11 protein-coding genes and 1 riboswitch are annotated in these 14,868 nt (G+C 68.5%); of the genes, 10 read left to right on the forward strand and 1 reads right to left on the reverse strand.

The annotated features are described in order from the left end of the window. Nucleotides 1–74 precede the first annotated feature (74 nt). Nucleotides 75–479, forward strand: a complete 405-nt coding sequence (locus tag Amac_RS16160) for a hypothetical protein (RefSeq protein ID WP_155355196.1) — start codon at nucleotides 75–77, stop codon at nucleotides 477–479. Nucleotides 480–669: 190 nt separating this feature from the next. Further along, nucleotides 670–1,494 carry a serine/threonine-protein kinase gene (locus Amac_RS16165; protein WP_170322511.1) on the forward strand — a complete coding sequence of 275 codons (825 nt, stop codon included), beginning with the start codon at nucleotides 670–672 and terminating at the stop codon, nucleotides 1,492–1,494. 195 nt (nucleotides 1,495–1,689) lie between these two features. Here Amac_RS16165 and cobN read toward each other — a convergent pair whose 3' ends face one another. Then, complete coding sequence (gene cobN / locus Amac_RS16170) at nucleotides 1,690–5,775, reverse strand: cobaltochelatase subunit CobN (protein WP_155355198.1); 4,086 nt, start codon at nucleotides 5,773–5,775, stop codon at nucleotides 1,690–1,692. A gap of 31 nt (nucleotides 5,776–5,806) precedes the next feature. Further along, a riboswitch (cobalamin riboswitch) is annotated at nucleotides 5,807–5,985 on the reverse strand. Nucleotides 5,986–6,178: 193 nt separating this feature from the next. On the opposite strand from cobN, the gene Amac_RS16175 reads away from it, so the two are divergent. The 8 genes from Amac_RS16175 to Amac_RS16205 all read left to right on the forward strand — a co-directional run bounded on the left by Amac_RS16175 (nucleotide 6,179) and on the right by Amac_RS16205 (nucleotide 14,000). Further along, the gene (locus Amac_RS16175) at nucleotides 6,179–7,648 is read left to right on the forward strand and encodes a ferredoxin-like domain-containing protein (RefSeq protein ID WP_246268377.1); all 1,470 of its coding nucleotides are present in this window, start codon (nucleotides 6,179–6,181) and stop codon (nucleotides 7,646–7,648) included. Then, nucleotides 7,645–8,265, forward strand: coding sequence for a precorrin-8X methylmutase (locus tag Amac_RS16180; RefSeq protein ID WP_155355200.1), 621 nt, complete (start codon nucleotides 7,645–7,647; stop codon nucleotides 8,263–8,265). Before Amac_RS16175 ends, Amac_RS16180 begins: the two co-directional genes overlap by 4 nt. Nucleotides 8,266–8,285: 20 nt before the next feature. Continuing rightward, a complete protein-coding gene (locus tag Amac_RS16185; protein ID WP_155355201.1) occupies nucleotides 8,286–9,959 on the forward strand; it encodes a precorrin-2 C(20)-methyltransferase in 1,674 nt (557 codons plus the stop codon). Then, a complete protein-coding gene (locus Amac_RS16190; protein WP_155355202.1) occupies nucleotides 9,956–10,744 on the forward strand; it encodes a cobalt-precorrin-6A reductase in 789 nt (262 codons plus the stop codon). The genes Amac_RS16185 and Amac_RS16190 overlap by 4 nt, the downstream gene beginning before the upstream one ends. Next, nucleotides 10,741–11,832, forward strand: a complete 1,092-nt coding sequence (locus Amac_RS16195) for a cobalt-precorrin-5B (C(1))-methyltransferase (protein ID WP_155355203.1) — start codon at nucleotides 10,741–10,743, stop codon at nucleotides 11,830–11,832. The genes Amac_RS16190 and Amac_RS16195 overlap by 4 nt, the downstream gene beginning before the upstream one ends. A 104-nt stretch (nucleotides 11,833–11,936) precedes the next feature. Then, nucleotides 11,937–12,209, forward strand: a complete 273-nt coding sequence (locus Amac_RS56170; RefSeq protein ID WP_246268384.1) for an AAA family ATPase — start codon at nucleotides 11,937–11,939, stop codon at nucleotides 12,207–12,209. 362 nt (nucleotides 12,210–12,571) lie between these two features. Then, nucleotides 12,572–13,003, forward strand: a complete 432-nt coding sequence (locus Amac_RS56175; protein ID WP_246268378.1) for an AAA family ATPase — start codon at nucleotides 12,572–12,574, stop codon at nucleotides 13,001–13,003. Between the two features lie 487 nt (nucleotides 13,004–13,490). Continuing rightward, nucleotides 13,491–14,000: a hypothetical protein gene (locus Amac_RS16205; protein WP_155355204.1), complete on the forward strand. Its 510-nt coding sequence runs from the start codon at nucleotides 13,491–13,493 to the stop codon at nucleotides 13,998–14,000. Nucleotides 14,001–14,868: the final 868 nt, after the last annotated feature.

The following is a 14,868-nucleotide window of genomic DNA, read 5'->3' on the forward strand; positions in this document are numbered from 1 at the left end:
CAAATGCCCTTGACTGGATAGCGAAACTATCCAATTATTGGATAGCACAACTTCCCAACGAAACGGATCCGCGCATGTCCCCCTCCTCGCTCACCACGGCCGGAGTGCTGCTCATCACCGTCTCGGGCGTCGGCATCGGCGGGCTCTCCCTGCTGGGCCACATCCTCGGGCGCATCCCCGGCTACCTCGACAACCCGGTCAGGCGCGGCCTCTGGCGAGCCGGACACGCCCATGCGGGCGTTTTGGTGCTCTTCGCACTGGTCGCCCTGCTATACCTGGATCATGCAGATCTCTCGGACGGTATGCGCTCCCTGGCCCGGGTGCTGATCGTCGCCGCCCCCATCCTGATGCCGCTCGGCTTCTTCCTGTCGGTCGTACGGCCGTCTGATACGAAGCCGAACAAACTGATATGGCTTACCGTGCTCGGCGGGGTCGGACTCGGCGCCGGGACGATGATCCTTGGAATCGGCCTGGTGTAGATCGGATCGTTATCTCCCGTACGGGGAGTGACGCCGCACTCCGGAACCGTGACAGAGCACAATATGGAACTCGGAACGCGGGAATTGCAGGGCTCGGAGCAGACGGGTGGATATGGGAACGGATCGCGCACGACTGCTCCTTGAGCGTTATCGGCTGGCATCGCCGATTCGTCGTGATGGCACGGGCATCATGTGGCAGGCTCATGACCTGCGGCTGACCCGGGACGTGGCGATCAAGGAGGTGCAGCCGCCGTACCGGATGGACATGCCCGACCTGGAGGACACCCGGCGGCGCGCCCTCAAGGAGGCGCGGTCGGCGGCGCGGCTGAGCCATCCCGGGATCATCACCGTGCACGATCTGTTCGAGGAGAACGGGCGGCTCTGGATCGTGACCGAGTTCCTGGAGGGGCTGACCCTCAAGGAGACGATCGGGCACATCGGCCGCATCCCGGTCCGCTGGTCGGCCTGGCTGGGGTTCCAGCTTCTGGCCGGGATCCGGCACGCGCATCTGTGCGGGGTCGTGCACGGCGACATCAAGCCGGAGAACATCCTGCTCACCGGGGATCGGGTGGTGCTCACCGATTTCGGCATCGCGGCGATGGAGGAGGACAGCACGTCCTCCCAGACCATTCCGCTCACCCGGTCGGCCGCCTATCTGGCTCCGGAGCGTATGCGCGGCGAGAGAGCCACGCACGCGTCGGATCTGTGGTCGCTGGGGGCGACCATGTACGCGGCGGTGGAGGGGCGGCCGCCCTATCCCGGGGACGGGCCGCTGTCCATGCTCGGCATGGCGCTGACCCACGAGCCCGACCCGCCGTCGAACGCCGGAGCCCTGTGGCCGGTCATCGAGGGCCTGCTGCGACGCGAGGCCGCCCGCCGCCTCACCGGCGAGGCGGTCGCCCTCCTGCTGGCCGACCTCCTCCGCCGCGAGGGCATCTCCGCCGCCGCCCCCGGCCGCCGCCCCCAAACCCTCCCATCCAGCGAAAACCTCCCCCCGGGCGCCTTCAAGTTGTAGATCTCAATGCCCTTCGGCGAATCGATGTAGCTGCCTCAAAGGCCGCCTCCGCTCCATCGATGGAGCTGCCGATCGACGGGAGTTGGCCCCGCCCGTGGATAGCTGGCCGGAAATGGCGCTCCCTCTTTGGCGCCGGTGCGGCGAGAAGCGAAGTGGTGGTGGGCGGCGCCGGATAACGGCGAGCGGCCGAATCGCTCAGCCGGATTCGAGGTCGCCTTCGGCCTTGAGGTAGACCTCCTGGAGGCGCTGGAGGATTTCGGGGTCCGGGTGTTCCCACATGCCGCGTCCGGCCGCTTCCAGGAGGCGTTCGGTGATGCCGTGGAGTGCCCAGGGGTTGGATTCGGTGAGGAAGCGCTGGTTCTCCTCGTCGAGGACGTAGGTGGCGGCGAGTTTGTCGTACATCCAGTCGGCGACCACGCCGGTGGTGGCGTCGTAGCCGAACAGGTAGTCGACGGTGGCGGCCAACTCGAACGCGCCCTTGTAGCCGTGCCTGCGCATCGCGGCCAGCCAGCGGGGGTTGACGACCCGGGCGCGGAAGATCCTGCTGGTCTCCTCGGAGAGGCTGCGGGTGCGCACGGCGTCGGGGCGGGTGCTGTCGCCGATGTACGCGGCTGGGGCCTTGCCCGTGAGGGCGCGGACGGTGGCGATCATGCCGCCGTGGTACTGGAAATAGTCGTCGGAGTCGGCGATGTCGTGTTCGCGGGTGTCGACGTTCTTGGCGGCGACGTTGATCCGCCGGTAGGCCGACTCCATGTCCTCGCGGGCCGCGACGCCGTCGACGCCGCGGCCGTAGGCGAATCCGCCCCAGACCGCGTACACCTCGGCCAGGTCGGTGTCGTCCCGCCAGTTGCGGCTGTCGATGAGTGGGAGCAGGCCCGCGCCGTACGCCCCTGGCGCCGACCCGAAGATCCGCAACGTGGCGCGCTCGCCGCGCGCGGCGTCGGCGAGCACGTGTTCCCGGACGAAGTTGCCCGGCTCGTCCAGGTTCGCGACGAGTTTGACCGCGTCGTCCAGCATGGCCACGACGTGGGGGAACGCGTCGCGGAAGAACCCGCTGATCCGCACGGTCACATCGACTCGGGGCCGTCCGAGCTCTCCGGCGGAGATCGCCTCCAGTCCGGTGACCCGGCGCGACGCGTCATCCCACACCGGCCGCACGCCCAGCAGCGCGAGCACCTCGGCGATATCGTCTCCCGCGGTGCGCATCGCGCTGGTCCCCCAGATGGACAACCCCACCGATCGGGGCCACTCCCCCGTATCCGCTCGATACCGCTCGACCAGCGACTCCGCCATCGCCTGCCCGGTCTCCCACGCCAGCCTGCTCGGCACGGCCTTCGGATCGACCGAGTAGAAGTTCCGCCCGGTCGGCAGCACATTGACCAGACCCCGCAGCGGCGATCCGCTGGGCCCGGCGGGAACGTATCCCCCGTTCAGGGCGTGCAGCACGTTGTCGATCTCATCGGTGGTACGCGCCAGCCGAGGCACAACCTCCACAGCGGCGAACCGCAACACCCGCTCGACCAAGCCGCGATCCGCTGAAATCACCCGCCCTACCGCCATGGGCTCCACCACCGCATCTACCTCCGGCGCCGCCCCTGAAGCGAGGGCTTCCGGCCCCACCCCGGCGGCGACGGCATTCATCGTCGGTGCAGTACCGGAAGTGGAGGCAAGATCCGCTGCTGGCACGTCTTCGGCCCTCTCCCCCGGCATCGCGTTCTGGACCAGGGGTGTGTCCAGGTCTGGGCGTGTGATGTCGTCTGATTTCCGGCCGGGGGTGATATTTCCAAGGATTTCGCGAACGACCTCGGGGGCGGCGTCGGGTGTCCAGGCTCGGGCTTCCATCGCCGAGACCAGTGCGCGGGCGGTCGCCTCGGCTTCGTCGACTCCGATTCGGGTCGCGTCTCCCGCTTCCGAGAGTCCGAGAGCCTCGCGGAGGCCGGGCAGTGCCTCAGAACCCGCCCACATCTGCCGGGCTCGGAGCATGGCCAGGACGAGGTCGACCCTGGCCTCGCCTTCGGGGGCGACGCCGAGCACGTGCAGGCCGTCCCGGATCTGGACGTCCTTGACCTCGCACAGCCAGCCGTCGACGTGGAGGAGGAAGTCGTCGAATTCGGCGTCGTGCGGGCGGTCGTCGAGGCCGAGGTCGTGGTCTAAGCGAGCGGCCTGGATGAGGGTCCAGATCTGGGCGCGGATGGCGGGCAGTTTGGCGGGGTCCATGGCGGCGATGGACGCGTGCTCATCGAGGAGCTGTTCCAGCCGGGCCAGGTCGCCGTAGGTGTCGGCGCGGGCCATCGGCGGGACGAGGTGGTCGACGAGGGTGGCGTGGGCGCGGCGTTTGGCCTGGGTGCCCTCGCCCGGGTCGTTGACCAGGAACGGATATATCAGCGGAAGGTCGCCGAGGGCCGCGTCCGGGCCGCAGGAGGCGGAGAGACCGGCCGACTTGCCGGGCAGCCATTCGAGGTTGCCGTGTTTGCCGACGTGGACGACGGCATGCGCCTGGAACGTGTCGGACAGCCAGCGATAGGCGGCGAGATAGTGGTGGCTGGGCGGCAGGTCGGGATCGTGGTAGATGGCGATCGGGTTCTCGCCGAATCCACGCGGCGGCTGCACCATGACGACGACGTTCCCCGACCGCAGCGCGGCCAGCACGATGTCCCCGTCCTGAACGTAGAGTTCCCCCGGCGGCGGCCCCCAGTGGCGTTCCATCCCCTCCCGCAGATCCTCGGGAAGCGTGCGATACCACTCGATGTAACGCTCGGCGGGGATACGTACGGGATTGCCCGCCAGCTGCTCCTCGGTGAGCCAGTCGGGATCCTGCCCACCGGCCGCGATGAGCGCGTGGATGAGCGCGTCTCCCTCGTGCCGGGGCAGGTCCTCGCCGAGCTCGTATCCGCTCGCCGCCATCGCGTCCAGCAACCGGACCACGCTCGCGGGCGTGTCCAGGCCGACGGCGTTCCCGATCCGGGAGTGTTTCGTCGGATACGCCGACAACATGATCGCGATCCGCCGCTCGGCGGCGGGGACGTGCCGGAGCAGCCCGTGCCGTACCGCGATCCCGGCCACCCGTGCGGCCCGCTCCGCGTCGGCGACATACACGGTGAGCCCGTCCGCGTCGATCTCCTTGAAGGAGAAGGGAACGGTGATGAGCCGCCCGTCGAACTCCGGAATCGCGACCTGCGTGGCCGCGTCCAGCGGCGAAAGCCCGTCGTCCCCCGCCTCCCAGGAGGCGCGATCCCCCGTGAGGCAGAGCCCCTGAATGATCGGGATGTCCAGCTCCGCCAGCGCCCCCACGTCCCAGGCTTCGTCATCCCCGCCCGCCGACGCGGTCGCGGGCTTGGTCCCGCCGGCCGCCAGCACTGTGACCACAAGCGCGTCCACCCGCCGCAAAGCCGCGAAAAGCCCCGGCTCCGCGGTCCGGAGCGACGCGCAGTACACCGGCAGCGCCTGCCCCCCGGCCGCCTCAACGGCAGCACAGAGCGCTTCCACGAACGCGGTGTTCCCGGCCACATGATGCGCCCGGTAGTAGAGCACCCCAACCACCGGCCGCGGGAGATCGTCCCCGGACTCCTCACGGCGCGATTCACCAACCGGCGGTCCGTCACCCCCATGACGCGGGAGATCGTCCCCGGACCCCTCACGGCGCGATTCACCAACCGGCGGTCCGTCACCCCCATGACGCGGGAGATCGTCCCCGGACCCCTCACGGCGCGATTCACCAACCGGCGGTCCGTCACCCCCATGACGCGGCCGCTCGCCCCAGTTCCCGGGTTTCTCAGAACGGGGGTCGTGCAGCGGCCCTTCCTCCGGTGGCGACTGTCCAGACGGCAACCGGCCGCCCGCGTCCGCGCGATGGTCGGGACGGGACAGAATGCCCCAGGTGGGCAGTGGGGCGGGCGGGTCGAAGCCGTGGCCGGTGAGGAGCACCGTGTCGGAGAGGAAATGGTGGAGTTCCGCCAGGTTGGCCGGTCCGCCGTGGGCCAGGTACGCGTGCGCCTCCGCGCACACTCCGCCCGGAACGGTGGACAGTTCCATCAACTCGGCGTCGGGAGCCTGCTCACCTCCGAGCACGACCACCGGGACCGGCCCGGCGAGCAGGAGGTCCAGGCCATCCTCCCAGGCCCGGCGGCCACCCAGGAGCCGTACGACGACGAGATCGGCGCCGTCCAGCAGGTCAGGAAGATCGTCCGGCCGGAGCCTGGCCGGGTTCGCGAGGCGATAGCCGGCGCCGCTCGCACGGGCGCTGAGCAGGTCGGTGTCGGACGTGGACAGCAGCAGGATCACGCGAGAGCCCTCCCTCGGGGTCCGCGCCCCGGGTCGTCGAAGTCACGACGCCCGAGTGTCCTGGCTCCCGGCTCGACGCTCCCCCCGGCCTTCCCTGTGACAGTGGCCATGGTGGGGTTCGCTCCCCGGTGACAGTGGCGGGACCGCGCCGGATTCACACCGGCTTCCTCATTCGCCGTCGCCACGAGCAGCGTATGCCAACCACCTTTTCCAGGACAGCCCACCCCACCTTCCCGACTATCGGGATGGCTTCTCATCACCGCGAATCGGGCGGCGACCCTTCGCCGTGACGCCAATGGATAGAACGCTCCAGTGCGTACAGAGCCACTTCGCGGTGATTTCAGGGCCCCGGCCCCGCGCCCCGCGGGGAGCGAAGCGCCGGGCAGGCTTTACCATCCAGGATGTGGCTATTGCGGGACATAGCGGGATATCGGCGCGAAGCGTCCCAGATCTCATCCGGACTGGACCTGATGCCTGCCCCGGAGCCCTGCAGCTTCACCAGGCGGCGGATGGCCCGCTGGCCCGCGTACGCGTCCCTGGCGGCGAGCTCTCCACCGCCGCGCTCCACGCCCTGACCGCCGGCCTCGGCGACGGCTTCATCGAGTTGACCTCCCGCGCGAACATCCAGGTGCGCGCCCTCCGCGACCCGGCCGCCTTCGCCGCCGGAATCGCCGCCGCGGGCCTGCTCCCCTCCGCCACCCACGAACGTGTCCGCAACATCCTCGCCTCGCCGCTGACCGGCCTCGGCCCGTATGGCGTCCTCGACGTCCGCCCGCTGGTCGCCGCCCTGGACGAAGGCCTCTGCGCGCGTACGCCCCTGGCGGGCCTCCCTGGCCGATTCCTCTTCGCCCTGGACGACGGCACCGGCGACGTGGCCACCCAGAACGCCGATATATCGGCCATCCCTGACGCCGATTCCCTGCGGATCCTGCTCGCTGGGGAAGACCACGGAATCCGCTGTCCGGTCGAGGTCACCGTCCCGCTCATGCTGACCGCCGCAGAATCCTTCCTCACCGAACGAGCCGCCCAGAACAGCGAGGCGTGGCGGCTGGCCGAACTCCAGGACGGTCCAGCACAGGTAGCCGCCCGGATAGCCGAGCTGTTCACCTCCCATGTCACCGTCCCCGCCCGGGTCACCGCCCTGGTCAACACCACCGCTACCGCCCGGGTCACCGCCCCGGTCACCACCACCGCTACCGCCCAGGTCGCCGCCCCGGTCACCACCACCGCTACCGCCCAGGTCGCCGCTCGTGCCGCCACCAAGGTCGCCGCCCGGCCCACCGTGGGCCAGACCTCGGCCGAAGGACCCGGTGATCGGCCCGGCGACGGTCGTCCGCCGCTGGGCGTCACTCCGCTGAGCATCACTCCGCTGGGTGTCATTCCGCTGAGCGATGGGACGTATGCGATCGGAGCGGCCGTTCCGCTCGGGCGGTTGTCGGCGGCACACGCGGCGGTACTCGCCGAGGTGGCCGGTTCGGAGGGAATCGTGCGGTTGACGCCCTGGCGGGGGGTGGTTGTGGCTGGGCTGTCGGCGGAGGAGGCGGCGTCGGCTGAGGCCGCTCTGGGCGATGCGGGGCTGGTGACCGATCCCCGATCGCCTTGGGTGGGGATGACGGCGTGCACGGGACGGCCGGGTTGCGCGAAGTCGCTGACCGATGTGCAGGCGGACGCGCGGGCGTCAGTGCCGGCGCTCCGCGGGTCGAGGTCCGTGCATTGGGCGGGGTGCGAACGTCGTTGCGGGCGGCCTCGGAGTGAGGTTGTGGATGTGGTGGCGGTTCCGGGGGGTTATCGGGTGGATTTCGAGGGCGTCAGCCGTACCCATAGGGAATTGGACGCGGTTGTTGGGGATGTGCGGAGCAGGAGGATCGGGTGAGTTACGTCCGGGACGGTGCGGAGATCTATCGGCGCTCGTTCGCCACGATTCGCGCGGAAGCGGAATTGGGCGGGCTGCCGGAGGATGTGGCGCGGGTCGCGGTCCGGATGATTCACGCCTGCGGGATGGTGGATCTGGTGGGAGATCTGGCCTGGTCGCCTCGGGTGGTCTCGGCGGCGGGGACAGCATTGCGAGGTGGGGCTCCGGTGCTGTGTGACGCGCGGATGGTGGCGTCGGGGGTGACGCGCAGGCGGCTTCCCGCCGGGAATGATGTGATTTGCACACTGGGGGATCCGCGCGTGCCCGAACTGGCGGAACGGCTGGGAACGACCAGGAGCGCGGCCGCTCTGGAATTGTGGCGGGATCGCCTGGAAGGCTCGGTCGTCGCCATCGGAAACGCTCCGACGGCGCTCTTCCGGCTGCTGGAGATGATTGACGAGGGAGCGGGACGACCGGCTGCGGTGCTGGGGGTTCCGGTGGGTTTCATCGGGGCGGCGGAGTCGAAGGACGCCCTTGCCGGACGCGACGACCTGGAGTTCCTGGTGGTACGGGGACGTAGAGGCGGCAGCGCCATGACGGCCGCGGCGATCAACGCGATCGCGAGCGACGAAGAGTGACCGAGGACGGTGCGAACGACATGACCCGGCCACCAAAAGACCCCAAGGGCACGGCCCCGCATTCCAGCGATCCGGAATTCGTCACGACCGGACAACTCGCAGGACCCTGCCACCCCGAACCGGCGACCGTCCAGACCGCACGACTCGATGGCGTTGAACTCCCATCCGGTCACCCGGAACCGGCGACCGGCAAGGTCGGACGACTTTATGGCGTAGGGCTCGGACCCGGTGATCCGGAATTGGTGACCGTGAAAGCCGCGCGACTGCTCGGGGCGGCCGGGGTGATCGCGTATCACAGCGCACGCCACGGGCGGAGTATCGCGCGGTCGGTGGCCGCTCCCTATTTACGTGGCGACCAGGTCGAAGAAGCGCTCGTCTATCCGGTCACCACGGAGACGACCGATCATCCGGGTGGGTATCAAGGCGCGCTCGACGATTTCTATGCGGCGTGTGCGATTCGGCTGGCGGAGCATTTGGACGCGGGCCGTGATGTGGTCGTGTTGTGCGAGGGCGATCCGATGTTCTATGGGTCGTACATGCATATGCACAAACGGCTGGCGCATCGGTATGAGACCGAGGTCGTGCCGGGAGTCACTTCGGTGAGCGGGGCGGCGGCCGTGCTGGGGAGGCCGCTGGTCGAGCGGGATGAGACGTTGACGGTTCTGCCGGGGACGCTTCCGGCGGAGACGCTCGCGGCGCACATCGGGTCGGCTGATTCGGTGGCGATTCTGAAGCTGGGCCGTACCTTCGAGAAGGTGCGGGACGCTTTCGCGGCGGCGGGGAAACTGGACGACGCGTGGTATGTGGAGCGGGCCACGACGGCGGGTGAACGAATAGCGCCTCTGGCGGATGTGGATCCGGCGTCGGTTCCCTATTTCTCGCTGGCGCTGCTGCCCAGTCCGGTGAACGATCCGGCGGTCGTGCCGGTGCGGACTGTTCCGGCTTCGGGAATGGGCGAGGTGGCCGTGGTCGGGCTTGGGCCCGCCGGCCGGCCGTGGCTGACACCGGAAGCGTGGGATGCGCTGATGACGGCCGATGAATTAGTCGGGTACGGGCCTTATTTGGATCGGGTCCCCGTGAATCCGCGGCAGAAACGCCACGCGACCGACAACAGAGTCGAGGCCGAACGGGCCGCGCACGCGCTGGAATTGGCGTTGTCCGGTTCGCGGGTTGCCGTGGTCTCGTCAGGGGATCCCGGAGTTTTCGCGATGGCGAGCGCGGTTCTGGAAGTGTCGTGCGAGGCCCGGTTCGCGGGGGTTCCCGTCCGGGTGGTCCCGGGGCTCACGGCGGCGCACGCGGTCGCGGCGCGGGTGGGCGCGCCGCTCGGGCACGACTACTGCGTGCTCTCGCTGTCGGATCAGCTCAAACCCTGGGATGTGGTGGCGGATCGGATCAGCGCGGCCGCTCGTGCGGATCTGGTGCTGGCCATCTACAACCCGGCGTCGCGCACCCGTACCTGGCAGGTCGCCGCGGCCCGCGACCTGCTCCTGGAGCACCGATCGCCCGAAACCCCGGTGATCATCGGCCGCTCCGTGGGTTCGCCCGGCGAAGACGTCCGCGTGACGACCCTGGCCGACCTGGACCCCGCCGACGTCGACATGCGCTGTTTGCTGATCATCGGCTCCTCGACCACGCGGATCGTTCCCCGCGAGCAGGGGGATGTCGTGTTCACGCCGCGCCGCTACCCGGCATGAGCCCCCGGCTGCTGATCATCGGGGGCACGGACGAGGCCAGGCGTCTGGCGGCAGCCGTACAGGGACGAGTCGACACGATCTCGTCCCTGGCGGGCCGGGTGAATTCCCCCCGGTTGCCCGTCGGCGAGGTCAGGATCGGTGGTTTCGGCGGGCCGGACGGTCTCGCCGCCTGGCTGCGAGCCGAACGCGTGACCATGATCGTGGACGCGTCGCATCCGTTCGCCGCGCGAATGACCGATTCGGCCGTGAAGGCGGCGAACAGCGCCGGGATTCCGTTGCTGGTGCTCCGGCGGCCCGGCTGGACCCCCGAACCCGGCGACGACTGGCGCTGGACGGCCACACTGGAGGAAGCCGCCGAACGGCTCCCCCAGATCGGTACGCGCGCCTTCCTCACCACCGGCCGCCGAAGCCTGCCCGCTTTCGCCCATCTCGACGACGTCTGGTTCCTCGCCCGATCGGTCGACACGCCCGAGCCTCCGTTCCCGCTCCGAATGGAGGTGCTGCTCAGCCGGGGACCGTACACGCGGGAAGGCGAACTCCACCTGCTGCGCGCCCATCACATCGACGTGATCGTCACCAAGGACAGCGGCGGCACCATGACCTCCGCCAAGCTCACCGCCGCCCGCGAACTGGGCCTCCCCGTGATCGTGGTACGGCGTCCGCCCCCACCGCCCGGCATCCTCACAGCCGAAACCGTCGACGAAGCCGTGACCTGGCTCAACGGCCTCATAGACGGCTGGCCGACACATCGGCATCCCACGCCCTCCCTGAGCCGCGACACATGAGCGGCCTCAGATACGGCTGGACCACGGGCGCCTGCGCGACCGCGGCGACGACGGCCGCCTATACGGCACTGCTGTCGGGCGAATTCCCCGACCCCGTCGAGATCACCCTGCCTAAGGACAAACACCCGTCATTCGCACTGGCCCGGGAGGCGCTCGGCGACGGCTGGGCGATGGCCGCGATCGTCAAGGACGCGGGCGACGACCCGGACGTGACCCACGGCGCTCTCATCACGTCCACCATCCGCCCCGGCGCCCCCGGCTCCGGCGTGACCTTCCGCGCCGGCCCGGGCGTCGGCACCGTGACCAAACCCGGCCTGCCCCTCCCGGTCGGCGAACCCGCCATCAACCCGGTTCCGCGCCGCCTGATGGCCGGCCACATCGCCGAAGTCGCCGCCCGCCACGGCGGAACCGGCGACGTCGTAGTGGAAATATCCGTAGAAGGCGGAGCCGAACTCGCCCTCAAAACGTGGAACCCCCGGCTAGGCATCCTCGGCGGCCTCTCCATCCTCGGCACCACCGGCGTCGTCGTCCCCTACTCCTGCTCCGCCTGGATCGACAGCATCCGCCGCGGCATCGACGTCGCCCGCGCCGCGGGCCACCCCCACGTCGCCGGCTGCACCGGCAGCACCTCCGAACAGGTCGCCTCCACCCTGTACGGCCTGCCCGACGACGCCCTCCTCGACATGGGCGACTTCGCCGGCGCCGTCCTGAAATACCTCCGCCGCCACCCCATCCCCCGCCTCACCATCGTCGGCGGCATCGGCAAACTCTCCAAACTCGCCGACGGCCACCTAGACCTCCACTCCGGCCGCTCCCAGGTCAACCTCACCCTCCTCGCCACCCTGGCCGCAGAAGCGGGCGCGCCCCCCGACCTCATCCCCCAGATCAAATCCGCCAACACCGCCCTCCACGCCCTCCGCCTCTGCCAGGCCGCGACCATCCCCCTCGGCGACCTCGTGGCCACCCGCGCCCAGAACACCGCCCGCATCGTCCTAACCGGCGCCCCGGTCTCCGTGGACATCATCGTCATCGACCGCGCGGGAACCATCGTCGGCCGATCCCCCACCCATTTGAACGAAGCTCGATAGAAACATCTGTCATCTGTCTACCATTCGTCCACAAAGTTGATGACGAGCGCGACGTAATTTCCGAAGCCTGAGATATCACGCTGTCGCTCGGGCCCGTGAACGTGATGGTCGGGCCGAACGGCGCCGGAAAAACGAATGTGCTCGAAGTCTTCCGATTCCTGGCCGACATCGTGAGAACGGACTTGGAGCCGGCACTCGAACGCCGGGGCGGTCTTGAGTCACTTCTGTTCCGCGGCGACCGAGCTGATGACTTTCTTCAGATCGACCTTAGCGGCACTGGGACGCGCAGACTGTGGCGGGTCACTAACTTACCGGCCCCGCCCTGGCCCGCGAAGAGTGATTCGTTTTCGATTTCGCGGACGGAACCCGGAGACTGACCCGGGTGGAAGGGGCCAGCGCATCGATGGAGACGCTCGCACCGGATGGTTCAGTGCGCGAGATAATCGCGCCTCCTCCATCCCGGCTTGATGAGAGTCGATGCGGTGAAAGCCGCCCTGGGTATTCATCCCCTCAGCAGTGGCCTTTCCACGCTCTCTCGACTGGTTCCCGGGATGGGCAGTGCGCAAGTGCGCTCATTCGCTGACTTCTTTGGCTCCTTCGAAATACTGCAGATTGACGTGGAAGCAGCGGCCAAACCCTCGCGCGTGCGGGGTGCCAAGTTCTCCGCGATTGATTCGGACGCCTCCAACCTGGCCATCTCCCTCTTTCACTGTCGGCCACGGAGGCTTGGGAGTTCCTTGTGGCAGATGCCGCCGCGGTGCTGCCACAGTTGGAGGACATCGACTTCGAGCACCCGTCAGGCCCGGCTCGTGAAGTGGTGGTCGTCCTACGCGAAAGGGGCCCGCACGACCCCACCCAACTCGCGGACGCCTCGTACGGAACGATCCGCCTGCTGAGCCTGCTGGCACTTCTCTACGACCCGCGGCCTCCCGCGCTGACGTGCATCGAGGAAATCGACCACGGGCTTCACCCGCAGGCCCTGGAGCTATTAGTCGACCGCATGCGCGAACAAAGCAAGCACACCCAATTCCTCATCGCGACGTATTCTCCGGCATTCGCCAACCGTATGACGCCGGATGAACTCATCGTGTGCGAGGAGTCAGCCGACGGATCCTCGATCATACCCGCGATCTCAAATGAGAAAGTAAAAGAGATCGTCGCGGGCCAGTGAAGGGCTACCGCTTGGTGAACTCTGGTTCTCCGGCGCGCTCGGCGGTGATCTGTGAGCCGAAACGGCGGCACGCGCACTCGTGCCGTGAAACGTCCTGTCGTCGTCCTGGTCGGAGAGGACAGCAATGATCGCCGCTGTCTGCGAACCCTGCTCGAAGAGCGCTGCCCGAATATGCGCGGACGACTTATTGAGATCAATTCCAGCATGAGATTCTGGGCGGCAGGAAACGAACGTCTGGACCGATTGCGCAAGCTGGTCAACGCTCGTGCCGCACGGGAGGGCGCCAGGGCTGAAGGGGTTCTCAGACCGTGAGACCGAGAGCGATCAGCGGGTGTGGAAGTCGTGGGCCCAGCGGGTTCTGCCGGCGGTGTTGGTGAAGTTGAGCAGGCGTAGCGCCGATCGCGTAGCTACGCATGGTGGCCGGGATCGACAGGGTCGAGTCGGTGCGAACCCAGCAGTCCTCCCTGACGGTCACGTCCCGGACGTAATGATCGCGATTGTCGATGGCCACTGGCCGTGGACGAGTTCGGTCAGGCGGCGGGGACCGGTCAGCGTCACGGTCGGGTTCGTGACGCCCGGCACCGCCACGCCCGGCAAGGGCTTGCAGTTCAAGGTCGAAGGCGTGAGGTTCGGCGAGGTACACCTGTTTGAGGTGCGGGAACCGGGTTGTGGGCGGGGCGGGTTGGACTTGGATGGCACGGATCTCGATCCGGGCGCGGCCGCGGTCGCAGGTCGTCCAGGAGATTGGGACCTGGTTCCAGGCCTGGTTCCAGGCCAGGGCGTCGAGCTGGTCGAACGGGCCGGGCTGGTTCCCGCCGGCTGGGAAGAGGGGGTAGGGGCCGCGGCGGTGTGGGTAGCGGGTGTGAGCGCAGTGCATCGGATCCGCGTCATGTTCGCTCCGATGACCGTGTTCGTCAGGTCCGGGAGCTGGTTCAGTGGCGGCTGGAAGGCGGTGATCTCGGTGATTTCATTGGTTTTGGAGCCGGCATCGAGTTGAGCGATGGTCGGGCCGTGGCGGGCGAGGTGGGCGAGGTGGGTGCCGAGCCGATGCTGGGCGCGGCTGTGCGCGGTGCCGTGTTGGGTCTTGCCGTCCACGGTCAAGGGGATCAGCTCGTTGGGGGTCGTGGTATGGATCGGTGAGCTGGGCGGTGCGGTGAGCGGGGTACGCGGCGTCGAGGTGTGCTGCGTTGAGCTGCGCGGTCGTGTCACACACGGGGTCGACGGTGCCGGGGGACGGGGCTTGGGTAGCGGCCGGTCCACCGGTCGCGCCGAACTTCGAGCTGCGCCAGGACCGGCTCGGGGCTGTTGGGATCCCGTGCCGGATGGCGGCCTGGCAGACTGCTCCGGACACGATCGCCACACGATCGCCGCCTGCACCAGCGCGAGGATGACAACCAGCGGGTGAGGTCGCCCGCGTGGGTCCCGGGGATCGGGGAGCTGTGCCCAGGCCTGGCGGGGATCGGTGATGTCCACGGGTTCGCCGCCCTTTGCTCACCTGTTCGTGCTGGTCAGAGTGGTTGGCGATGGCGTGGATGGCGGGCAGGACCGGCGGCGGGGCCGCATGGACAATGAGATCCCGTTGATCGGTTGCGTGTGGTAACCGCCGTTCTATGGGGTCTTGTTGCGTTTCCGGCTACGCCATGCCGTAGGCGATCACCCGGTGACCTGCGGCGCTTCACCCGCTGTCCCGGGATCGGAGAACTCTCTCAACCCGGGGGATGGTGGTGGGTAGATCTTTTCACATGCCGTGTGACCTGCGGTTTGTTGTGGATCAAGGCCAGGTTTTGTCATAGCCGCCCGATAGCGTGAGGGTAGTTGTTCGGATCCGCTGGAGCGAAAAGGGGGTGCCTTCCATGCTCGGGTCT

Origin of the sequence: Acrocarpospora macrocephala, assembly GCF_009687865.1 — a bacterium.
Taxonomy (GTDB): domain Bacteria; phylum Actinomycetota; class Actinomycetes; order Streptosporangiales; family Streptosporangiaceae; genus Acrocarpospora; species Acrocarpospora macrocephala.